Annotated in this window: 21 protein-coding genes and 1 tRNA gene; 8 read left to right on the top strand and 14 right to left on the bottom strand. The window is 69.0% G+C overall.

The window, feature by feature from the left end; all coding sequences use genetic code 11:
• Positions 1 to 123: 123 nt before the first annotated feature.
• Both WBA97_RS04250 and crgA read right to left on the bottom strand, forming a co-directional pair.
• A complete protein-coding gene (locus WBA97_RS04250; RefSeq protein ID WP_424229344.1) occupies positions 124 to 498 on the bottom strand; it encodes a PH domain-containing protein in 375 nt (124 codons plus the stop codon).
• 195 nt (positions 499 to 693) lie between these two features.
• Positions 694 to 960, bottom strand: coding sequence for a cell division protein CrgA (gene crgA / locus WBA97_RS04245; RefSeq protein WP_424229343.1), 267 nt, complete (start codon positions 958 to 960; stop codon positions 694 to 696).
• 158 nt (positions 961 to 1,118) lie between these two features.
• Here crgA and WBA97_RS04240 point away from each other — a divergent pair, with 158 nt between their 5' ends.
• The 3 genes from WBA97_RS04240 to WBA97_RS04230 all read left to right on the top strand — a co-directional run bounded on the left by WBA97_RS04240 (position 1,119) and on the right by WBA97_RS04230 (position 2,879).
• Positions 1,119 to 2,009, top strand: a complete 891-nt coding sequence (locus tag WBA97_RS04240) for a class E sortase (protein WP_424229342.1) — start codon at positions 1,119 to 1,121, stop codon at positions 2,007 to 2,009.
• A complete protein-coding gene (locus WBA97_RS04235; protein ID WP_424229341.1) occupies positions 2,009 to 2,164 on the top strand; it encodes a hypothetical protein in 156 nt (51 codons plus the stop codon). Before WBA97_RS04240 ends, WBA97_RS04235 begins: the two co-directional genes overlap by 1 nt.
• A 61-nt stretch (positions 2,165 to 2,225) precedes the next feature.
• Entirely contained in the window at positions 2,226 to 2,879 is a 654-nt protein-coding gene (locus WBA97_RS04230) for an aminodeoxychorismate/anthranilate synthase component II (protein WP_424229340.1), read from the top strand.
• Between the two features lie 18 nt (positions 2,880 to 2,897).
• On the opposite strand, the gene WBA97_RS04225 is transcribed toward WBA97_RS04230, so the two are convergent.
• The 8 genes from WBA97_RS04225 to WBA97_RS04190 form a co-directional block, all read right to left on the bottom strand.
• Complete coding sequence (locus tag WBA97_RS04225) at positions 2,898 to 3,953, bottom strand: NAD(P)/FAD-dependent oxidoreductase (protein WP_424229339.1); 1,056 nt, start codon at positions 3,951 to 3,953, stop codon at positions 2,898 to 2,900.
• A 13-nt stretch (positions 3,954 to 3,966) separates the two neighbouring features.
• The gene (gene pknB / locus WBA97_RS04220) at positions 3,967 to 5,958 is read right to left on the bottom strand and encodes a Stk1 family PASTA domain-containing Ser/Thr kinase (protein ID WP_424229338.1); all 1,992 of its coding nucleotides are present in this window, start codon (positions 5,956 to 5,958) and stop codon (positions 3,967 to 3,969) included.
• 79 nt (positions 5,959 to 6,037) lie between these two features.
• A complete protein-coding gene (locus WBA97_RS04215; RefSeq protein ID WP_424229337.1) occupies positions 6,038 to 7,498 on the bottom strand; it encodes a serine/threonine-protein kinase in 1,461 nt (486 codons plus the stop codon).
• Positions 7,499 to 7,500: 2 nt separating this feature from the next.
• Positions 7,501 to 8,997, bottom strand: coding sequence for a peptidoglycan D,D-transpeptidase FtsI family protein (locus WBA97_RS04210; RefSeq protein WP_424229336.1), 1,497 nt, complete (start codon positions 8,995 to 8,997; stop codon positions 7,501 to 7,503).
• Positions 8,994 to 10,451: an FtsW/RodA/SpoVE family cell cycle protein gene (locus WBA97_RS04205; RefSeq protein WP_424229335.1), complete on the bottom strand. Its 1,458-nt coding sequence runs from the start codon at positions 10,449 to 10,451 to the stop codon at positions 8,994 to 8,996. Before WBA97_RS04205 ends, WBA97_RS04210 begins: the two co-directional genes overlap by 4 nt.
• Positions 10,451 to 11,875, bottom strand: a complete 1,425-nt coding sequence (locus WBA97_RS04200) for a PP2C family protein-serine/threonine phosphatase (RefSeq protein WP_424229334.1) — start codon at positions 11,873 to 11,875, stop codon at positions 10,451 to 10,453. The genes WBA97_RS04205 and WBA97_RS04200 overlap by 1 nt, the downstream gene beginning before the upstream one ends.
• Entirely contained in the window at positions 11,872 to 12,330 is a 459-nt protein-coding gene (locus tag WBA97_RS04195) for an FHA domain-containing protein FhaB/FipA (RefSeq protein ID WP_424229333.1), read from the bottom strand. The genes WBA97_RS04200 and WBA97_RS04195 overlap by 4 nt, the downstream gene beginning before the upstream one ends.
• Positions 12,331 to 12,387: 57 nt before the next feature.
• The gene (locus WBA97_RS04190; RefSeq protein ID WP_424229332.1) at positions 12,388 to 13,578 is read right to left on the bottom strand and encodes a DUF3662 and FHA domain-containing protein; all 1,191 of its coding nucleotides are present in this window, start codon (positions 13,576 to 13,578) and stop codon (positions 12,388 to 12,390) included.
• Between the two features lie 115 nt (positions 13,579 to 13,693).
• Here WBA97_RS04190 and WBA97_RS04185 point away from each other — a divergent pair.
• From WBA97_RS04185 to WBA97_RS04175, 3 genes are all read left to right on the top strand, one after another.
• Positions 13,694 to 13,776: transfer RNA gene (locus WBA97_RS04185), tRNA-Leu, on the top strand.
• A gap of 824 nt (positions 13,777 to 14,600) precedes the next feature.
• The gene (locus WBA97_RS04180) at positions 14,601 to 15,167 is read left to right on the top strand and encodes a hypothetical protein (protein WP_424229331.1); all 567 of its coding nucleotides are present in this window, start codon (positions 14,601 to 14,603) and stop codon (positions 15,165 to 15,167) included.
• Positions 15,164 to 15,814 carry an NAD(P)H-binding protein gene (locus tag WBA97_RS04175; RefSeq protein WP_424229330.1) on the top strand — a complete coding sequence of 217 codons (651 nt, stop codon included), beginning with the start codon at positions 15,164 to 15,166 and terminating at the stop codon, positions 15,812 to 15,814. Before WBA97_RS04180 ends, WBA97_RS04175 begins: the two co-directional genes overlap by 4 nt.
• Here WBA97_RS04175 and WBA97_RS04170 read toward each other — a convergent pair.
• Positions 15,803 to 17,098 carry a D-arabinono-1,4-lactone oxidase gene (locus WBA97_RS04170; RefSeq protein ID WP_424229329.1) on the bottom strand — a complete coding sequence of 432 codons (1,296 nt, stop codon included), beginning with the start codon at positions 17,096 to 17,098 and terminating at the stop codon, positions 15,803 to 15,805. The genes WBA97_RS04175 and WBA97_RS04170 overlap by 12 nt on opposite strands.
• 84 nt (positions 17,099 to 17,182) lie before the next feature.
• Here WBA97_RS04170 and WBA97_RS04165 point away from each other — a divergent pair, with 84 nt between their 5' ends.
• Positions 17,183 to 18,394, top strand: coding sequence for an amino acid deaminase/aldolase (locus WBA97_RS04165; RefSeq protein WP_424229328.1), 1,212 nt, complete (start codon positions 17,183 to 17,185; stop codon positions 18,392 to 18,394).
• A 38-nt stretch (positions 18,395 to 18,432) separates the two neighbouring features.
• Here WBA97_RS04165 and WBA97_RS04160 read toward each other — a convergent pair whose 3' ends face one another.
• The 3 genes from WBA97_RS04160 to WBA97_RS04150 all read right to left on the bottom strand — a co-directional run bounded on the left by WBA97_RS04160 (position 18,433) and on the right by WBA97_RS04150 (position 19,984).
• Positions 18,433 to 19,035, bottom strand: a complete 603-nt coding sequence (locus WBA97_RS04160; RefSeq protein ID WP_424229327.1) for a TetR family transcriptional regulator — start codon at positions 19,033 to 19,035, stop codon at positions 18,433 to 18,435.
• A gap of 303 nt (positions 19,036 to 19,338) precedes the next feature.
• Complete coding sequence (locus WBA97_RS04155; RefSeq protein WP_424229326.1) at positions 19,339 to 19,692, bottom strand: hypothetical protein; 354 nt, start codon at positions 19,690 to 19,692, stop codon at positions 19,339 to 19,341.
• Between the two features lie 13 nt (positions 19,693 to 19,705).
• A complete protein-coding gene (locus tag WBA97_RS04150) occupies positions 19,706 to 19,984 on the bottom strand; it encodes a hypothetical protein (protein WP_424229325.1) in 279 nt (92 codons plus the stop codon).
• Positions 19,985 to 20,198: 214 nt separating this feature from the next.
• Here WBA97_RS04150 and WBA97_RS04145 point away from each other — a divergent pair.
• Positions 20,199 to 20,435, top strand: a 237-nt coding sequence (locus WBA97_RS04145) for a helix-turn-helix domain-containing protein (protein WP_424229324.1), incomplete at its 3' end; no start/stop codon positions are given.

The following is a 20,435-nucleotide window of genomic DNA, read 5'->3' as shown; positions in this document are numbered from 1 at the left end:
GCGCCGGCCTGACCCTCTACGCAGTCCTCCGCGAACTGCAACAACATCTCGTCGTCATCGCCGGCGCATGCCACACCTGCCAACGCCCCTTTCCCTTACACGCAACGACCTAACAAAGCACTACTAGGTCCGGAGCGCCAGCAGCTCCTCGACGACGTCCTCGGGGTCGGCGCCGAGCTCCAGCCTGCCCAGCACGACCAGGGCGGGCGGCTCGGCGTTGTCCGCGTCGACCTCCAGCGTGGCGGCGTCGCGGCCGAGGCGGCGCGTGCGGACCAGCCGCACGTTCACCTCGGCCCACACCCACCTTCGCGTGCCGGTCAGCCCGCGGACCGTGATCCCGTCCTGGTCCGCGGCCAGCCGGGGCCGGGCGATCGAGGTGTAGACCCCGGCGAACGCCAGCAGAAGCGCGACCGCCGCGAGCAACACCCGACCGGGTGGATCATCGGTGAACGCCGCCCACCCGCAGGCCGCCGCGGCCAGGGCCCAGGCCAAGACCACTATCGAGGGCTGCGGAGCCCACGTTTTGGCTGGTGGCGGGGTCACGGGCGACGTCACGCTCCGAATCCACGAATGCGGTCAACAGGAGTTATCCACAGCAGTTGTCCACACTGGGGATGACTTACACCCTTGTGGTTCAATCACGCTGGGCTAATCGGGTGTACCGCGGCCAACTGTCGGTAGAGCGATGCTCGGTCAGCGCCACCGCATCGTCATCAGCAGCCCGCCGATCATCAGCGCGAAGCCGATCGCGAAGTTCCAGTTGCCGAGGTCGGCCATGAAGGGGATGCTCTCCCCGGCGATGTAGTTGACCACCAGCCATGCCAGGCCGAGCACCATCACGCCGAGCATGACGCCGACGTAGATCGGGTGGGACGGACCCGCGGACTTCACCTTCACCGGGGTACGGCGATCGGTGGGTGGCGTGTAGACCGCCTTCTTGCGGACCTTGGACTTTGGCATCGGAGTCCTCACTGGCGTGTAGCTTTGGGCGCAACGGTGTGGTGCCGATCCCCGTGCGCGCCTCGAGCGTGGGGAACCGACACGAACACCACTCTGCAACACGTTAACGTAGCCGAGGGCGTCGGCGAACCAATAGGTCGGGACCGAGAGGAGCGCGCGTGGGCACCGTGGAGCACACCGGCCGCGGCGCGGGTCGTATCTCCGGCGATCTGGGCGACCTGGTTCCGTCGCCGCGACCGCGCACGCGTGCGCCGTCGCCGCCGCAGAAGGACCCTGTCCGGACCGCAGTGCGGACGTTCGGCGAGGTCCTGATCACGCTTGGGGTCGTGGTCCTGCTGTTCGTGGTCTACGAGGTGTACTGGACCGACGTCATCTCGGCGGGCAAGCAGCGGGACGCGACGACCGCGCTGGACGACCGGTGGCAGCAGGAACGCGAGGAGCACTTCAACGGCCTCGGCGAGGGCGACGGCTTCGCGAAGATGTACATCCCCACGTTCGGCGCCGACTTCCATTTCACGATCGTCGAGGGCACCACGAACGAGAGCCTGGAGATCGGGCCCGGCCATTACCCGCAGACCGCGTACCCGGGCCAGACCGGCAACTTCTCGGTGGCCGGTCACCGCGTCGGCAAGGGTGCGCCGTTCAACGACATCAACCTGATCAACTCCTGCGACGCGCTCGTCGTGGAGACCGCGGACAACTGGTTCGTCTACCGCGCGCTGCCGAAGGCCGAGGAGAAGGACGGCTGGGCCGAGGGGCGGGGCACGGAGGCGAAGTGCAAGGGCGTCTCGGTCCTCGGCGCCCCATATGACCAGGTGGTCGGACAGACCATCGTGCCGCCGACCGACGGTTCCGTCATCGCGCCGGTGCCCGGCTCGGACGTGGTGCCGAGCGCCGGTGAGCAGGCCGCGCTGTTGACACTCACGACCTGCCACCCTCGGTTCTCGGACAAGGAGCGCCTGATCGTGCACGCGGTGCTGGTCAAGCAGTGGCAGAAGGACCCGGCCAAGCCGGACTGGACGCCGCCGGAGCTGGAGGAGACCGCCTGATGTACGGGTGGATCTGGCGCAATCTGCCGGGGCCGTTCGGCGTGCGGCTCACGCTCGCGCTGGCGCTCGCCGCGGGTGCCGTGGCGCTGCTGATGTTCGTGGTGTTCCCGTGGGCGGAGCCGCTGCTGCCGTTCAACAACGTCACGGCGGAGTGAGCGCGCGGCGAGCCCTGCGAGACTGGGTACGGATGCCTCCGGGGGCAGTATCGTCAGACGTATGCGCGTGCTGGTGGTCGACAACTACGACAGCTTCGTCTACAACCTGGTCCAGTACCTGGCCCAGCTGGGCACGGAGTGTGTCGTCCTGCGCAACGACGCTCCCGAGCTGGCTTCCCCCCATGCGCTCGACGATGTCGACGCGGTTCTGCTGAGCCCTGGGCCAAGCACCCCGGAGCGGGCCGGGGCGAGCATCGACGTCGTGCGCTGGTGCGCTGCCGCCGGTCGCCCGTTGCTCGGCGTCTGTCTCGGTCACCAGGCGATCGGGGTCGCGTACGGCGGGACCGTCGACCGCGCGCCCGAGCTGCTGCACGGCAAGACGAGCCAGGTGCACCACAAGGGCGTCGGCGTGCTGGCCGGGCTGCCGGACCCGTTCACCGCCACGCGGTACCACTCGCTGACCGTGCTTCCGGAGACCGTGCCAGCCGAGTTCGAGGTGACCGGGGAGACGGACTCCGGGGTGGTGATGGCGATGCGTCACCGTGAGCTGCCCATCGAGGGCGTTCAGTTCCATCCCGAGTCGGTGTTGACGGAGGGTGGGCATCGGATGCTGGCGAACTGGCTGGGGGTTGCCGGGTTCCAGGTTCCCCCGGCACGCGTTCGTGAGCTGGAGAACGCCATGCGTAACCTGGCGGACGCTGCCGCTCGTCCCTGACGTGGAAACGGCCGCCGGTCACTCCGAGCGTGGGACGTGTGGGGAGAGGCCGTTCACGGCGGCGTTCGCCAGGGTCTGGCCGATCGCCGGGGCGTGCTTGAAGAGGTTCGCGCCCCAGAGGACCGTCACCGGGCCGGTTGTGGCGACGTGGACGCCGTCGCCGAGGATGGTCGGGGTGTCGCAGTAGACCTCTTCGACTATCTCGTCGTCCACGCCGACCAGTGCGTCGTGGACGTAGGTCAACACCAGCTCGCGGGAGTGGTCAAGGACCTCCTCGCGGCCGCGTTCCCACATCGCCAGCTCGGCGGGCAGGTTCAGGCCGATCGCCCACAGGCCAGGTCCCGCCATGTGCTGGTAGCTCGTGACGCCGTCGCGCCAGGAGCCGGTCTGGTCGATCCAGCACGGTGAGTTCAGGTCCGGGTCCTTCAGCCGGAACGTGAACTGCACGTGGTGTGACAGTTGGCTCGGCAGGTAGAGGTCCACCTGTGACGCCAGGTCCGTCGTGCCGCGGCCTGCCGCCACGACCACGTGGTCGACCTCGTGCACGCCGCGGGATCCGTGCAGCTCGACCCAGTCGTCGTGGGGCTCGATGCGGTGGATGTGTTCGCGGCGGACGCGGTTGCCGATCGCGGCCCGCAGGAATCTGCCCGTGGCCCTCGCGTCGATCACGCCGCCCGCCGGGTCGATCAGTGCCGGGCCCGGCAGAGCCTCCACCGGCAGGCCGAGCTCGGCGGTATCGAGGTCGTCATCGTCGACGAACGTGTGGTCCACGCCAGCGGCCTCCATCGCGCCGGCCCAGTCCTCGGCGGCCGGGCCGGTCAGGACCATGCTCTGCTGGCCAAGCAGCCGGTTGCCCGCGCGGTGTGTCCAGTCCGCCCACAGGCCGGCGGCCGCCGCCGCGTACGCGACCAGGCCCGGGTCGCCGTGTGCCAGCCGGAAGATCCGGGAACTGCCCGCCGACCGGGTGGCCATCGGGGTGCCCGTTTCGTACACGACGACCTCGGAGCCGTGCCGCAGAAGCGCGTACGCCGTCGAGAGGCCGACCACACCGGCCCCGACGACGGCGGTACGCATCTGCATCAGCTGGTCAGCGCCCGCCTATCCCGGGCTTCCCGACGACGAGGCCTATGTCCTCGTCCTTGTCGACCTGCTGGTTCGGACCTTGCTCCTGGTCGACGATCCGGTCGAACTCGGCCGGGTTCTGGGTGTTTTGTTCCACGACGTTGAAGCTGCCGGTCCAGCCCTGCTGGCGCAGCACCTGCTCCGCGTCGTTCACACTCAGGCCCGTCAGGTCGGGCACGGTGACCTTGCCTTCATTACCCTGGTCGCCCTTCGACACCACCAGTGTGATCTCGGTGCCGGGCTCGTGCTCGCCGTCCTTCGGGTTCTGGTCGATCACCTGGTTGGCGGGCTTGTCGGACGACTGTTCGTCGCGCTTCACCGTGAAACCGAGGGCCTCGAGGTTCCGCTTGGCGGTGTCGAAGTCCTGGCCGACCAGGTTCGGGACGGAGGACTGCTCCTTGGCCTTGCCGACCGTGATCTTGACCGGTGTCTTCTGCGTCACCTGGGTGCCGCTCGGCGGGTCCTGCGCGATGACCTTGCCGATCTGGGCCTCGTCGTCGACCTCTTCCTCGGTGATCGTGGGGTCAAGGGTGAGGCTGGCCTTCTCCAGCTCGGCGCGTGCCTCGTCGGGTGTCTTGCCGCTCAGCTCCGGCACCGACTTCTTCGGCGCCTCCCGGCCGACCCGCAGCACGATCGGGTCCGACTTGCTCACCTTGGTGCCCGCGGCGGGGTTGGTCTCCACGACCTTGCCGATGGAGTCCGGACCGCACTGGCCCGGCTCGCTCGTCGGCGTCGGCTGGCAGACGAGGTCGTTGATCCGCACCTCGAACCCACGGTTCGCGAGCTCGTCGCGGGCGTCGGCCTCCACCTGGCCGACCACGTCGGGCACGGTCACCTGGTCGGACGCGGGCTCGTCGCCGAACGCGGTGCTCATCAGCCAGATCAGCACCCCGACCAGCGCCACGCCGAGCACGGTCAGGAGCGCGATCAGCCAGCCCTTGCGGCGCTTGCGCCTGCGCTCCTCCTCGTCGTCCTCGTACGGGTCGTAGTCGTCGTAGTCGTCGGCCAGCGCTGCCGGGCGATGCCTGCCGCGCTGCGGCGCGGCCGCGTTGGTCCTGCCCTGCGACAGGATCGTGGTCCGGTCCTCGTCGGTCATCACCATCGGCGCGAGCGGCCGCTGGCCGGACAGCACGCGGACCAGGTCGGTGCGCATCTCGGCGGCCGACTGGTACCGGTTCGGCGCGCCCTTCGACATCGCCTTCAGCACGATCGCGTCCAGCGCCGGGTTGACCCTCGGGTTCAGCGCCGACGGCGGCTTCGGGTCCTCCCGCACGTGCTGGTAGGCCACCGCCACCGGCGAGTCACCTGTGAACGGCGGCTCGCCCGTGAGCAGCTCGAACAGCACACAGCCTGCCGCGTACACGTCGCTTCGCGCGTCGACCTGCTCGCCGCGGGCCTGCTCGGGCGAGAGGTACTGGGCGGTCCCTATCACCGCGGCGGTCTGCGTGACCGCGGCCTGGCCGTCGTGGACGGCGCGGGCGATGCCGAAGTCCATCACCTTGACCGCACCGGTCTTGGTGATCATCACGTTGGCGGGCTTGACGTCGCGGTGGACGATGCCGTGCCGGTGTGAGAAGTCCAGCGCGGCGCTGACATCGGCCATGATCTCCATGGCGCGCTGACCGGGGAGCGGGCCCTCGGTCTTGACGATGTCGCGCAGGGTCCGCCCGTCCACGTACTCCATGACGATGTACGGGAGCGGGCCGTGCTCGGTTCTGGTCTCGCCCGTGTCGTACACGGCGACGATCGCCGGGTGGTTCAGTGCGGCCGCGTTCTGGGCCTCGCGCCGGAACCGCTCCTGGAACTGCGGGTCGCGAGCGAGGTCCTGACGCAGCACCTTCACCGCGACATCACGCCCGAGACGGACGTCGCGACCCATGTGCACCTCGGACATGCCGCCATAGCCGAGCGTGTCGCCCAGCTCGTAGCGGTTCGAGAGCAGTCTCGGTGTGGTCATCGGTCTTTCGTCTCGATCCTCGTCGGGTGTGCGCCGCTCGCGCCCATGATGCCTGTCCGGTGCCGGTGACCGCCGTGAATCATCGCGGCGGTCCCTCTTTTTCCTCGCAGCGCACGACTACGTCCGTCTCCACCGGCATTCGTCCTTCCGGCGCGACCTCGATCACTGTGCACCGGCTCATGTCCTCTGGCGGTTCACCGAACTGGTTCATCACCGTCGGGACCAGGCCGGCCTTCTCCAGGGTGTCGGAGGCGAAGCCGGCCGGGCGGCCGACGAACAGCGACTCGTCGACCTGCACGTACTTGTCCTTCGTCGGGATACCGGTCATCGGCGGGTTGCCAGGGTCCTCTTCTGGGCTTTCCTCGTCGTCGTTGACGGGGTTCTCGCCGTTGCCCGCCGGCGCGGAGGTGCTCTCCGGCGTCGACCTGCCATCGGTGCCCCGGTCGGCGCCGAGCAACGATGCCACGCCGAGCACGGCGAGCACCAGAAGTACCACACCGAGAACGATGAGCAGAGCCCAGAGCCCGACCTTGCTCCTGCGTGGCCGCCGCGGCGGCGGGCCCATCGGGAACGAACCCGTGCCCTGCGCCGCGTGCGGCGCGCTGGGTGGTCCGACCGGCAGCATGCTGGGGTTGCTGGCGCCCGGCGCGCCCGCGTAGTGCGCGACCCGGCCGGACGGCGCGGGTAACGGGTGACCGGCGCGGACCGCGGCCACCGCGGCCGCGAACTCGCCACCGCTCGAGTACCGCTGCGCCGGGTCCTTGACGAGGGTGGCCTCGATCACCGCGCGGGCGTACATCGGCACGTCGGGCGGCAGCGGCGGTGGTGCGTCGCGGATGTGCATCATCGCGACCGTCACCGCGTTCTCCGACAGGAACGGCCGGTGCCCGGTGAGGCACTCGTAGCCGACCACCGCGAGCGAGTACACGTCGCTCGCCGGTTCGGCCTCGTGGCCGAGCGCCTGCTCTGGCGCGATGTAGTGGGCGGTGCCCATGACCATGCCGGACCGGGTCACCGGCGCGGCGTCCGCCGCCTTCGCGATGCCGAAGTCGGTCAGCTTCACCACGATCCGGCCGTCCGGCGCGGGGGTGACCATGATGTTGCCCGGCTTCACGTCCCGGTGGACGTAGCCGCGTTCGTGCGCGGCCTGCAGCGCGTTGCCCGCCTGCTCCAGGATCTCGAGCGTGTACTCGGCGGACAGCCGCCGCTCCTTGGCCAGGATCGCCGCGAGCGGGTCGCCCTCGACCAGCTCCATCACCAGGTACGCGGTGTCCTTGGGGCCGTCGACGATCGCGGCGGTCTCGCCGTAGTCGTGGACCGCGGCGATGCCGGGATGGTTCAGCGACGCGGTCGTGCGGGCCTCGGTGCGGAACCGGTGCAGGAACTCGGCGTCGCCGCACAGTTCCGGCTTCAGCACCTTGATGGCGACCAGCCGGTCCAGCCGGGTGTCGGCCGCCTCCCACACCTCGCCCATGCCGCCGACGGCGATGCGGTTCGCGAGCCGGTAGCGGTCGGCCAGGAGCTGCCCTGACGTCAGCATGCTCAGCTCCCCCCGACCAGCGCTTCTATTGTCGCCCGCCCGACCGCCGCGGACAGCTTGCCGCCGGTCGCGGCGACGTCCTTGCTTTCTACCACCACGGCGACGGCGATCTGGGGGTTATCGGCAGGTGCGAACGCCACATACCAGGCGAACGGCGGGGCGTTCTTCGGGTCGATGCCGGTCTCGGCGGTGCCGGTCTTCGACGCGATGGTCAGCCTGTCGCTCTTGCCGTCGCCGCCGGTGTGCTCCTCCGACTTGATCATCATGTCGCGCAGCTCGGCCGCGTCGTCGCTGGACATGGCCTCGCCGAGGGACTCCTCGTCGTAGCCGGAGATCTCGTCGAGGTCCGGCGCGAGGATCCGCTGCACGAGCTGCGGGCGCATCCGCTCGCCGCCGTTGGCGATGGTCGCCGCGATCGACGCGTTCGCCAGCGCGGTCAGGCGGACGTCCTTCTGGCCGATGCCCGACTGGAACAGCGCGGGCCGGTTGGGGATCACCATGCACTGGTCTTCGGCGATCGGGCCGAGGCAGGAGGGCACCACGGACATCGGGATCTGCAGGTCGGGCTGGCCGAGGCCGAACTTGACCGCCTGGTCCCGCAGCTTGTCCTCACCGAGCTGGTCGGCGAGCTGGGCGAACGCCGTGTTGCACGAGTTCTCCAGCGCGGACTCCAGCGAGCCGGTGCCGCAGGTGCCGCGGCTGTAGTTCGCGAGGCAGGTCGAGTCGTCGGTGTCGCAGTTCGTGTCGCCGTTGATCACGTTGATGCCCGGCGCTGTCGTGACCTTGCTGTTCCTGTCCTTGCCGTCCGCGAGCCCGGCGGCGGCCGTGACCAGCTTGAACGTCGAGCCGGGCGCGTAGTTGTCCGAGATCGCGCGGTTCAGCATCGGCTTCTCGTCGGTCTGGTAGCTGTCCCACGCCTGTTGCTGCTCGTCGCCGTCCTGGCTCGCGAGCCCGCTCGGGTCGAAGGACGGCGTGGACACCATCGCGAGGATCTGGCCGTCGTCCGGCTTGATCGCCACCACGGCGCCGGTGAAACCGTTGCGCATCATGGCGTCGTAGGCGGCCTGCTGCACCTTCGAGTTGACGGTGGTGACGATGTTGCCGCCGCGCGGGTCACGGCCGGTGATCAGGTCGGACAGCCGCCGCACGAACAGCCGGTCGTCGGAGCCGTTGAGGATCTCGTCCTCGGCGCTCTCCAGCCCGGTCGAGCCGTAGCGCACCGAGTAGAAGCCGGTGACCGGCGCGTACAGCGGGCCGTTCGCGTAGGTCCGCTGGTACTGCAGGCGCCCGGACGTCGACTTGACGTTTGCGATGATCACCTCGTCGGAGGTGAGGATCTTGCCGCGCTGCCGCGAGTACTCCTCGAGCAGGACCCGCCGGTTGCGCGGGTCCGTGCGGTAGTCGTCGGCCTTCACGATCTGGATGTACGTGGCGTTGGCCAGCAACAACACGATCATTGCCAGCATGGCGAGGCCGACACGGCGCAGCGGGGTGTTCATTGGGGCCGCTCCACCATGACCGTGTGTGCCTCCGCGATCGGCGCCTGGTTCACCGGCTTGGGCTTCTGCCCGGTCTGCGGCCGGCGTGCCGCGTCCGAGATCCGCAGCAGCAACGCCACCAGGACGTAGTTGGCGAGCAGCGAGGAGCCACCCGCGGACAGGAACGGCGCGGTGATGCCCGTCAGCGGGATGAGTTTGGTGACCCCGCCGACGACCACGAACACCTGCATGATGAGCGCGAACGAGAGGCCGCCGCCGAGCAGCTTGCCGAACGTGTCGCGGACGGCCACGGCACTGCGCAGGCCGCGCATCGCCAGCAGCATGTACACGAGCAGCAGCGCGGCGAGGCCGATGAAGCCGAGCTCCTCGCCGATGGCCGCGGTAATGAAGTCGCTGTTGGCGAACGGCACGATGTCCGGCCTGCCGGAGCCGAGCCCGGTGCCCGCGATGCCGCCGGTCCCGAGCCCGAACAGCGCCTGCACGATCTGGTAGCCGGCGCCGTCCGGATCGGCGAACGGATCCAGCCAGCCCTCGACTCGCACCTGCACGTGGCTGAACAGCTGGTAGGCGATCAGGCAGCCGACGACGAACAGCGAGAGCCCGACGCCGATCCAGATGGCCCGCTCGGTCGCCACGTAGAGCATCACGAGGACGGTGCCGAAGAACAGCAGCGAGGTGCCCAGGTCCTTCTCGGCGACCAGGACCATCACCGAGACGCCCCAGCAGAACAGGATCGGGCCAAGGTCACGGGCCCTCGGCAGGTCGACCCCGAGCACGCGGCGGCCGGCCGCGATGAACAGGTCGCGCTTGGACACCAGGAACGCGGCGAAGAAGATCAGCAGCATGATCTTCGCGAACTCGCCGGGCTGGATCGAGAAGATGCCGACCCGCAGCCAGATCTTCGCGCCGTTGATCGTCGGCGCGATCACGCTCGGCAGCACCGCGGGCAGCGCCAGCAGGAACAGCCCGACCAGGCCGAACGTGTAGCCGTAGCGGGTGAGCGTGCGGTGGTCCTTGATCACGAGGAGCACCGCGAGGAACATCGTCACCGCGATCGCGGTCCACAGGATCTGCTTGGGGACCGCGTTCTCCCACTCGGACTCGGTCTGCAGCGCCGCCTCGGCCTTGGCCAGGTCGATCCGGTAGATCATCACCAGGCCGAGGCCGTTCAGCAGCGCGACGCACGGCAGGATCAGCGGGTCGGCGTAGGGCGCCCACTTGCGGACCGCGGCGTGCGCGATGCCGAACAGGGCGAGGTAGGCGAGGCCGTACCAGACGATGCGGAAGCTCAGCGCCTCGTTCTGGTTGGCCTCGACCAGCATCAGCGCGGCCGTGACCAGCCCGGCCGCGAACGCCAGCATGGACAGTTCGGTGCCGCGCCGGGTCGGAGCGGTCGTGCCTTGCGCGTCGCCGGCCGGTCCCGCCAGCAACCCCGCCGAGCCCGGCTGTGCCATCAGCCGCCGCCCTCACGGGCCTCGCGGCAGTTCACGCCAGGCTTCGGCTCGGGCTTGTCCGAGGACGGGTTGCCGGCGCTCGGGTTCGCACCCGTGGTCTGGCCGGGCGGCGGCGTGGTCGTCGTCTTTCCCGGCGTCGGCGTGCCACTCGGCTGGCCCGCGTTCCGCTCCTGCTCCTTGATCAGCGTTTCGCACGGCGGCAGCGGGTACTTCGTGCGCAGATCACGGATGAACTGGCGGGCGTCGGGGATGTTGTCGAAGCTCTCGGTGCCCTCGAGGATCGTGTCGCGGCCGAGCTCCTTGAGGTCGGCGACGTAGAACTTGTCGCAGGTTGGCACGCTCGGGTCGCACGAGCCCTGCACCTGGCGGTTCAGTGAGATGCCGAAGATGCTGCCGCGCACGCCCTGGAAGATCGCGATCTCGCCGTCGTCAGCCTCGCCGACGAAGTACTGCTTGTTCACCACCACCCACGTCGCGACGCCGCCGCCCGCGAGCAGCAGGAGCACCACGAACACGAGCGCGAACACGCGGAAACGTTTGCGGCGCTTGGCCTTCGGGTCCGGCGGCGGAGGCGGCGGCGCCACCGGCTTCGGCACCTCACGGGGCCCGGTGATCGCACCGGCCCGCGCGGCGGGCGAGTCCGGCGGCTGGCTCTGGTCCTGGCCGTTGCCCGCGGCGCCGCCCACGATGGGGGCGTCCTCGCCGAAGTCGATGTCCACGACGTCCGCGACGATCACCGTCACGTTGTCGGGCCCACCGCCCTTCAGCGCGAGCTCGATCATCCGGTCAGCGCACGCCTGCGCGTCCGGGATCTGGATCGTGTCGGCGAGGGTCTCGTGGGTGACCACACCGGAGAGGCCGTCCGAGCAGAGCAGGTAGCGGTCGCCCGCCCGTGCCTCCCTGATCGTCAGGTTCGGCTCGATCTCGTGGCCGGTCAACGCCTTCAGCAGCAATGAACGCTGCGGATGCGTCGCGGCCTCGTCTTCGGTGATCCGGCCTTCGTCGATCAACGACTGGACGAACGTGTCGTCGTGCGTGATCTGCGCGAACTGGCCGTTGCGCTGGAGGTAGGCACGAGAGTCACCGATGTGGACGAGGCCGATCCGGCTGCCCGCGAACAGGATCGCGGTCAGCGTCGTGCCCATGCCGTCGAGCTCGGGATCACTCGCGACGAGTTCTGCGATGGCGCCGTTGCCGGCGTTGGTCGCCTCCCGGAGCTTGCCGAGGAGGTCCTCACCCGGCTCGTCGTCGTCGAGGGGGGCAAGGGCGGCGATGACGACCTTGCTGGCCACCTCACCTGCCGCGTGTCCGCCCATGCCGTCGGCTAGGGAGAGCAGGCGTGGGCCGGCGTACACGGAGTCCTGGTTGTTCGAACGCACCAGGCCCCGGTCGCTGCGTGCCGCGTAGCGAAGGACGAGGGTCATGACCGTAGCTCGATCACCGTCTTGCCGATTCGGATCGGGGCCCCGAGAGGCACCCGGAGGGGTGCCGTGACCTTAGCCCGGTCCAGGTAAGTGCCGTTCGTCGAGCCCAGATCTTCCACGTACCAGTCCGTTCCGCGCAACGAGATCCGCGCATGGCGGGTCGACGCGTAGTCGTCGTCCAGCACCAGCGTCGAGTCGTCCGCGCGACCGATCATGATCGGTCTGCCATCCAGTGAGATGCGCGTGCCCGCGAGTGCCCCGTGCGTCACCACCAGTTGACGGGGCGCCTTCCCCCTGGCCTTTTTGCCTGCCGAGCGGCGAAAACCGGGGACAGCAACCCGGATACCGGCTGCCGCGTACAGGTCTGAACGAACCACCCGTAACGCGGCCAGCACGAACAACCAGAGCAGGGCGAGAAACCCTGCTCTGGTCAGCTGCACAACCAGCTCTGGCACCTGTAGCGAACGCTCCCGCCTTGAGGGGATAGGTGAGACCGCCCGGTCTAGACCGTGTCAGCCCTGAGTACGAAACACCAACGAGGAGTGACCGATGCGGATCACGTCACCGTCGGCCAGCTGCCAGGTCTGCACCGGGGTGCCGTTCACCGTAGTGCCATTGGTCGAACCGAGATCCGCCAGAGTCGCCGACTGGCCGTCCCACGTGATTTCCAGGTGCCGCCGGGAGACCCCGGTGTCCGGCAGACGGAAGTCCGCGTCCTGGCCACGACCGACCACGTTGCCGCCCTGCTTCAGCGAGTAGGTGCGGTTCGAACCGTCGTCGAGCTGCAGGCTGGCGTTCAGCTGACGAGGGCCGGTCTGCACGGCGGGCGGCGCGTAGCCCTGCTGGGCGTACGGGTCGCCACCCTGCTGGTACCCCTGCTGGCCGTAACCCTGCTGCTGGCCGTAACCCTGGTCGTAGCCCTGCTGGCCATAGCCCTGGTCATAGCCCTGCTGCTGGCCATAACCCTGGTCGTAGCCCTGCTGCTGTTGCTGCTGGCCGTAGCCCTGGTCGTAGCCCTGCTGCTGCTGGCCGTAACCCTGGTCATACCCCTGCTGGCCATAGCCCTGCTGCTGGCCGTAACCCTGCTCGTAGCCCTGCTGTTGCTGCTGGCCATAGCCCTGGTCGTAGCCCTGCTGCTGCTGGCCGTAACCCTGGTCGTAGCCCTGCTGCTGGCCGTAGCCCTGGCCTTGCTGGCCATAGCCGTACTGCTGTCCGTAAGGATCGCCCTCGGGCGGTTGGCCGTAGCCGGGAGGCTGGCTCATGGATCGGTCTCCTGCGTTGCGGGGTTGTGCCGACTGTGCATCCCCAGGCGCCCTGGCCGGAGCCTTGACGTCCGGGTCGACAGTCGAGCGTATTCGGAACTGTCCGGTGTGCAGCGCGTCGGAGCGCTCCAGGGAGACTACGACGTCACCGTATGTGTCCCACTGCTGCTCCGCGAGATACTCCTCGACACAGTCCGCGAGCAGCGCGGTGGTGCGGTCCTCTTCCCCGGCGAAGTTGCCGAAGTCCTGGTCACCCAGTTGCACTATGTAGTGATTCGGGGCCAGGAGCCGGCCGCCAGCCAGCTCACGGAGGTTGACCTCACCGTCACGCAGCAGCGCCTGTGCCAGTTCCTGGGGCACCACACTGCCACCGAACACACGTGCGAAGGTGTTCCCGACGGCGTTCTCCAGCTTGCGGTTCAGCCGCTGACCGATGCCCATGGGTACCTCCTTCCTACGTGTGCTCCTCGTTCGATCGTATCCGGCTCTGGCCCCGAGGACAGGGCGATGTGCAAACCTGATTCGGGACCATGTAGTCTTCGGCGCACACCACTCGGGGCGAGTGGCGGAATGGCAGACGCGCACGGTTCAGGTCCGTGTGTCCGAAAGGACGTGAGGGTTCAACTCCCTCCTCGCCCACTCATCGACCGACATGTACCTGCTGGGTATGCGGGGACATTGTCGGTCTTTTCATTGTATTGGGGTGGCCAAGCCCCCCGCCTCCTCGGCGCCCGCTCTATCAGCGGGGTTGCGTTCGTCACGTTGTCGTTGGCGAGGTTCTCGGACGCTCTCGTTTGGGTTCGCAACCGATCTTGGGCCCGCGCCGACGCCCTGTAGCCGCCCGGTGACACGCTCCGCTCCTTCTGTGTCCGTTTCGGGTGTTTCGGCTGGTGGTCTGGACCTCTTCGCCGTGTCGGGATGGCGGCGGCGAAGGAATTCCCGGTGCTTTGTTGGTGGGTTATGGGGCGGTGCTGGTTCTTGTTTGGCGCGGGTTTCGTTGCTCGGCCGGGGTGTTTGTCGACCGGGAGATCCGGCGGGCCTTCTTGTGGTGCCGAGGGTTTTGGGGCCGTCATTCGGCGGGTTTTGGGTGGCGGTCGCGGACGGGCCCGCGCGCGGGGTGCTGTTGATCTTCTTGCTGGTGAGGGGGGCTTGCGCACATCGTCAGTCACATCCTGTCGCGCTCTGTTCAACCGCCGAGCCGGTGACTCACCCAGACGGCGGCACCGTCGGGCAGAAGTCCTAATGCCGGTCGTCGACCGGTCACCGACCGCTCAGCGCCGTCGGTCGCAGGAGGGCCGTTTTCGTCTGCGGTTGGTGGGGGCGGGGGAGGTAGGACAGTGAAGTAACCAAAAACGCCGTGCTTGGCAGGGGATGGCATAGCCGACGGCACAGCGGTAATGGAGAGGGTTGGGTTCGTGACGGGCATACCAGGACGCACGGCGGTTTCGGACAACCTCACGGCGGTGCCATCGCCACTCGTCCCTCCCGTCGAGCTTCCCGCGAAGGCGGACGAGCTGGCGGCGGCCGCGGCTCGTGACCTCGGGTGGCAGGGGATCGTTCTTCCGGAGATGAAGCTGCTCGGCAGGCGCATCTCCCTCGTCGCGCAGCTGATGCCCGACGCACACGCCGAGCGCATCTGCCTCGGCCAGGCGCCCGAGGTCGACCGCGCCACCGTCGCCACCTGGGTGTGGCCGGAGTTCAACGGCCGTGTCCCGGCTGCCGCCGTCCGGATCGTCGGCGCGATCGCTGTCGCCCGTCACTGGCGGACCGGGCTGATCAACGCGGTGCCGTTCCTGCGGTACTGCGACGCCGCGATGGTGTTGCCGATGTCGGTCGTCATCACGAACGACTACCTCGTCAACTGCCTGCCGAGGGCCCGCGCGTACGGCGTGGCCATCGCCTCCGCGTCGCCAGGTCCCGAGGTCCGCATGGACCTTCCCGGCCGCGCCGACCGCGCGCCCGCCGACGTCGACGGCACCCACCGCTGGCTCGGTGAGCTGGCCTACGAGCAGATCCTCGCCGCCGCGTGAGGGTTGTCATCGCGGGTGGGCACGGCCAGATCGCCCTTCGGCTGACCAGGTTGCTCGCCCAGCGCGGGGACGTGCCGGTCGGCATCGTCCGCAACCCGGACCACGTCGATGACGTGCGGGAAGCCGGTGGCGACGCCGTCGTGCTCGACCTCGAGCGGGCCACGGTCGACGAGGTGGCCGCCGTGCTCGCCGGTGCCCACGCCGCCGTGTTCGCGGCCGGTGCGGGACCGGGCAGCGGCGCCGCCCGCAAGGACACCGTCGACCGGGCCGCGTCCGTGCTGTTCGCCGACGCCGCAGAAGTGGCGGAGGTGCGGCGTTTCCTGCAGGTCAGCGCCATGGGACTGGACCGGGCTGACGACCCGTCGATGGACGAGGTCTTCGCCGTCTACCTTCGCGCCAAGGACGCCGCCGACCGCGCCGTCATCGAGCGTTCCGGGCTCGACTGGACCATCCTGCGTCCCGGACGCCTCACCGACGATCCCGGCACCGGGACGGTCACGCTCGACGACCACGTCCCGCCCGGCGCGGTCACCAGGGACGACGTCGCCGCCGTGCTCGTCGCCCTGCTCGACCGGCCAGGCACCGCGGGCCGCGTGTTCGAGCTGGTCGGTGGGGACACCCCGATCGACGTGGCGCTAGGCGCCTAGCACCCGCTTCAGGTACGGGTTCAGGAACTTGCCATCGGGGTCCAGCTCCGCGCGCAGCCTGGTGAAGTCGTCGAACCTGGGATAGCGGGCACGCAGGTCGTCCGCGCCGAGCGTGTGCATCTTCCCCCAGTGCGGCCGGCCACCGACCGCACTGGCGACCTGTTCGAACAGGTCGAAGTACGCCCGGTACGGCATGCCGACGAACTGGTGCACCGCGATGTACGCCGAGTCCCGCTCGTACGCCGTCGACAGCCAGATGTCGTCCGCCGCCGCGACCCGGATCTCCACCGGGAACATCACCGGGTCGGCCAGCTCGGGCACCCGCTTCCGCAGCTCGCCAAGCACCTCGGGCAGCGCCGCCCGGGGCACCGCGTACTCGGACTCCACGAACCGCACGTCCCGGTTCGTCACGAACACCTTGTGGGACACGTCCGAGTACGCCCGCGCGGACAGGACGGCCGACGACAACCGGTTGAGCGGTCGGACCAGCGGTCGAGCGGCCCTTCCCACACGGCAAACGGCACCAAACAGGGTGTTCTCCATGAACCGGTACTCGACGAACCGCCGTACGGGCGACAGCGGCTCCGGCATCGAACCGGCCGGGAGCCGGTTGTTGCGCTTGGTCAGCGCCTTGCGGCCGTAGGGGAACCAGTAGAACTCGAAGTGGTCGTTCCCGGCGCAGTTCTCGTCCAGTCCCGCGAGCACGTCCTCGATGGGCTCCGGCCGTTCCTCGGCCGCCAGCACGAACGACGGCTCGGTCCGCAACGTCACGGCCGACACCACACCGAACGCACCAAGCCCGACCCGGCCGGCGGCGAACAGCTCCGGCCGCTCGCCGGGTGAACACGTCACGACCGATCCGTCCGCCAGGACCAGCTCCAGCGCCGCCACCTGGGTCGAGATGCCGCCGTACCGGGCGCCGGTGCCGTGCGTGCCGGTCGAGATCGCGCCCGCAATCGTTTGCGCGTCGATGTCGCCGAGGTTCGTCATGGCCAGGCCGAGACGGTCCAGCTCGGCGTTGAGCGCGGCCAGCGTGGTGCCCGACCGAACGGTGACCAGGCGTGAGTCCACGTCGGCGGACACCACACCGGTCCACGCGGACAGGTCGATGGCCCGGTCGTGCGCGGCACCGACCGCGGTGAAGGAGTGACCGCTGCCGCGTGCGCGCACGGTCCGCCCCGCGCCGGCGACCGCGGCGGTCAGCTCGTCGAGGTCCCTCGGCGCCACGACCTCGGTGGCGACCGCCGCCTCCGTGCCCGCCCAGTTGCGCCATGCCGTCGTCATGGGGGGATCCTTGCAGGTCGCCGCTCGCCGGGTCGCGGGCGTTGAACGGGTGACGGTGGCCTGACCAGGCCGTACCGTTGGCTCGTGCCCGATGAGACGTTGCGTGCCCGCCTGGACGCGGCCACCAAACAGCTCGAAGCCCCGCTCGCCGTCGTCGACCTGGCGGCGTTCGACCGCAACGCCGACGATCTGGTCCGGCGGGCGGCGGGGCGGCCGATCCGGGTGGCGAGCAAGTCCGTGCGCTGCCGGTTCCTGGTGGAGCGGGTGCTGCGCCGGGACGGTTTCGAGGGCGTCATGGCGTACTCGCTGCCGGAGGCGCTCTGGCTGGCGGGCGAATGGGCAGGCACGGACCTCGACGAGGTGGACCTGCTCGTCGCCTACCCGACGGTCGACCACACCGCGCTGCGGCAGCTCGCGGCCGATGACCACGCCCGCGGCCTGGTGACGATCATGGTCGATTCGGTCGCACACCTCGACCTTGTCGACGCCGCGCTGGGTTCCGGGCACCCCGAGATCCGGGTCTGCCTGGAGCTGGATGTGTCCTGGCGACCCCTCGCGGGACGTGAATTCGCTCACATTGGCACCCGTCGATCACCGGTCTTCACGCCCGCGCAGGCCGAGTCGCTGGCCAAGGTCATCAGGAAAAGGCCGGGTTTCCGGCTTGTCGGGCTGATGGGTTACGAGGGCCAGATCGCCGGGCTCGGCGACCGCCCCGAGGGCAAACCGGTCATGGGTGCGGTGCTGCGGTGGATGCAGGACCGTTCGTCGCGTGAACTGACCGGTCGTCGGGCGGCGGCCGTGCGCAGGATTGGCGACCTGGAGTTCGTCAACGGCGGCGGCACCGGCAGCATCGAGACGACCGGCTTCGACGACTCGGTCACCGAGGTCGCCGCGGGCTCCGGGCTGGTCGGGCCGACGCTGTTCGACAACTACCGCCGGTTCGCGCCGGACCCGGCGGTGCTGTTCGCGCTGCCGGTGGTCCGCAAGCCGAGGCGGAGGACGGCGACGTTGTTCTCCGGCGGGTACATCGCGTCCGGCCCGGCAGGCAAGGACCGTTTGCCGACGCCATACCTGCCTGCCGGCCTCTCGCTCGTCGGCACCGAGGGCGCGGGTGAGGTGCAGACGCCGGTGACCGGCAGCGCGGCCCGTGACCTGTGGGTGGGCGACCGGGTGTGGCTGCGGCACACGAAGGCGGGCGAGCTGGCCGAGCGGTTCACCGAGTACCACGTGCTGGAGGGCGACCGAATCACCCGGGCGGTACCGACCTACCGAGGCGAAGCCCGCTGCTTCGGTTAAGGGAATGGCCAGGACAGGCCCTGGTCCTGCTCATGCATCTACCCGGCCAGGTAGGCCCTGACCACCTGTTTTGCCTCGTTGATCATCTCTTCCTCGTCGAAGAGCTTGCGGCGGAACGCGAGCGCGAGGATGGCGTCGCCGATGTCGCTCGCGATGGTGATCTGCTTGTAGAGGCTCTCGACCGGCAGGTTGTTCTTGCCGGACACGACCTTGGCGATCTGCTCGGCGATGACGGAGTTGTTGTCGCGGCCGTCCTCGATGAGCCGGATGTCGATGGTGTCGCCGAAGCGGACGCGGCTGAACCCGGGGATGGTCCGGTACATCTCGACGTAGATGTCGATGATCTGGTCGACCCCGTGCCACCAGTGTTCGAGGTTCTCCCAGTCGAGGCGCTGTTCGATCTCACCAGTGAAGTGGTCGAGGTTGCGCTTGGTGAGTGCCTGCACGACGGCTCGCTTGTCGGGGAAGAACTGGTAGAGCGACCCGACGGCGACCCCGGCACGTTCCGCGATCAGCGTGGTGGTGACACCGTCGTAGCCGAGTTCGTCGATGAGCGCCGCGCACGCCGCGAGCATCTGCTCGACGCGCTTGGCGCTGCGCTGCTGCACGGGTTGCTTTCGCAACGGAACCTGGGTCGGCACATGTTCTCCTAGCGAGGGGCTGTACCACCATCCTGCCCCCACAAGACGTGAGCTTCCACCACGTTGTGTAGACGAAGCCGCCCAAAAGGCCGCTTACCCTCGAACAACCCGTCCCAGGATTACCCGAAAACGACCCCGGTCCGCGTGGTCCGCGGACCGGGGTCGCCGGTCGTGTGAGGTCCTGGGTCGGCGGTTCGGTCCGTCTCGCTCGGGGGTGCGTACGACACGAACCGCCGACCACAGGTGGCGTCCCTCCTGCCACACACCGCGCGGGGGTCGCGGCGGGCGAGGGAGCGCCCGTGTTTACCTAGTGCCCGTGGCCAACCGGCCGGTGTGCGTCACGCGTGCGCGGTCCGCGTGACGGGCGGGCTGCGGTGTTGGCGCGAGCCCACCGGCCACCAGGTGCTCGTAGGCCGCCTGCCAGACAGAGCAAGGCGCCTTCTGTTGCCGCCACCGCGACGAGCACGCGGGGCAGTTTCCCTTCTCGTCGGGCTCGTGGGCGGCGAGCATCGCCCGCCAGCCCTCGGTCAGCCTGGGAAGCTCGGAACGCGCCACGGACAGCAGGGACGGCGCGTCAGCGCGGTTGGCCAGCTCCGACAGCATGTCGAGCCGCTCCCACACCGCGTTGCGGAGCACCTGTCCGAGGATCTCGTCCATCGAAACGTCACCGCTACCTTTCCGCCTGTTCGGCGGCCTCACGAAGCGCGGACCGCAGCTGGCCGAGCTGGCCAGATGTCAGTACCGCGGTTTCGCCCGGCGGCCCTACCAGGACCACCCGATTACGTTCAACGAGCACGGTGAGGCAGCGTTCCCGGTTGACGACATCGCCACAGTTGATGCGCCAGACCTGCCGTCCGAGGACCGAGCCGTGCAATTCACCACGGTGGTCCGCGTCCATGTCGTCAGCCATGGCGTCAAGTCGAGGTGGTGCCGTCTTGACCAGTTCCACTGTCCGGCTTCCCTCCGTGCTCGTACGCTTACAACCAACTACATTGATGGCTTGAGACACAGATTGGTGCTTCACAGCGCCGATCGGCGGCGGTTTGACGATAAGCGGTCGAGCGACTTCGGTCGGGCCGATCAGGTTCGTCGATCTGGACTTTCAGTGGTTGTGAAGTGCGCTTAGTCTGCGCCTGACGCCCAGCGGACTGTGAGGGGGCGGAATGAACTCCATCGGGTCTCAGAGCTCTTCTTCTGTGACGCCAGAGGCGTGGGAAGACCAAGAGATGCGGAACGCGCTCGCCGCGCGGGAGGTCAGCTCGATCTACAAGCAGCTGCGACGCAAAGGCGTGTCCCAACGCCAGATCGCCGCGATGACCGGTCAGTCACAGTCCGAGGTGTCGGAGATCCTCAAAGGTCGTCAGGTCATGGCCTACGACGTCCTGGTCCGGATCGCCGAC

This window comes from Actinophytocola sp. (assembly GCF_049647105.1).
Lineage (GTDB): Bacteria > Actinomycetota > Actinomycetes > Mycobacteriales > Pseudonocardiaceae > Actinophytocola.
Note: the sequence above shows the minus strand (reverse complement) of the source record. Positions and strands in the feature narration are given on the sequence as shown.

Excerpts from the sequence above, each read along its gene's own strand:
- crgA (WP_424229343.1), bottom strand. The coding sequence starts at position 960 with ATGCCAAAGTCCAAGGTCCGCAAGAAGGCGGTCTACACGCCACCCACC.
- WBA97_RS04235 (WP_424229341.1), top strand. The coding sequence starts at position 2,009 with ATGTACGGGTGGATCTGGCGCAATCTGCCGGGGCCGTTCGGCGTGCGG.
- WBA97_RS04230 (WP_424229340.1), top strand. The coding sequence starts at position 2,226 with ATGCGCGTGCTGGTGGTCGACAACTACGACAGCTTCGTCTACAACCTG.
- WBA97_RS04225 (WP_424229339.1), bottom strand. The coding sequence starts at position 3,953 with ATGCGTACCGCCGTCGTCGGGGCCGGTGTGGTCGGCCTCTCGACGGCG.
- pknB (WP_424229338.1), bottom strand. The coding sequence starts at position 5,958 with ATGACCACACCGAGACTGCTCTCGAACCGCTACGAGCTGGGCGACACG.
- WBA97_RS04215 (WP_424229337.1), bottom strand. The coding sequence starts at position 7,498 with ATGCTGACGTCAGGGCAGCTCCTGGCCGACCGCTACCGGCTCGCGAAC.
- WBA97_RS04210 (WP_424229336.1), bottom strand. The coding sequence starts at position 8,997 with ATGAACACCCCGCTGCGCCGTGTCGGCCTCGCCATGCTGGCAATGATC.
- WBA97_RS04205 (WP_424229335.1), bottom strand. The coding sequence starts at position 10,451 with ATGGCACAGCCGGGCTCGGCGGGGTTGCTGGCGGGACCGGCCGGCGAC.
- WBA97_RS04200 (WP_424229334.1), bottom strand. The coding sequence starts at position 11,875 with ATGACCCTCGTCCTTCGCTACGCGGCACGCAGCGACCGGGGCCTGGTG.
- WBA97_RS04190 (WP_424229332.1), bottom strand. The coding sequence starts at position 13,578 with ATGGGCATCGGTCAGCGGCTGAACCGCAAGCTGGAGAACGCCGTCGGG.
- WBA97_RS04170 (WP_424229329.1), bottom strand. The coding sequence starts at position 17,098 with ATGACGACGGCATGGCGCAACTGGGCGGGCACGGAGGCGGCGGTCGCC.
- WBA97_RS04155 (WP_424229326.1), bottom strand. The coding sequence starts at position 19,692 with ATGGACGAGATCCTCGGACAGGTGCTCCGCAACGCGGTGTGGGAGCGG.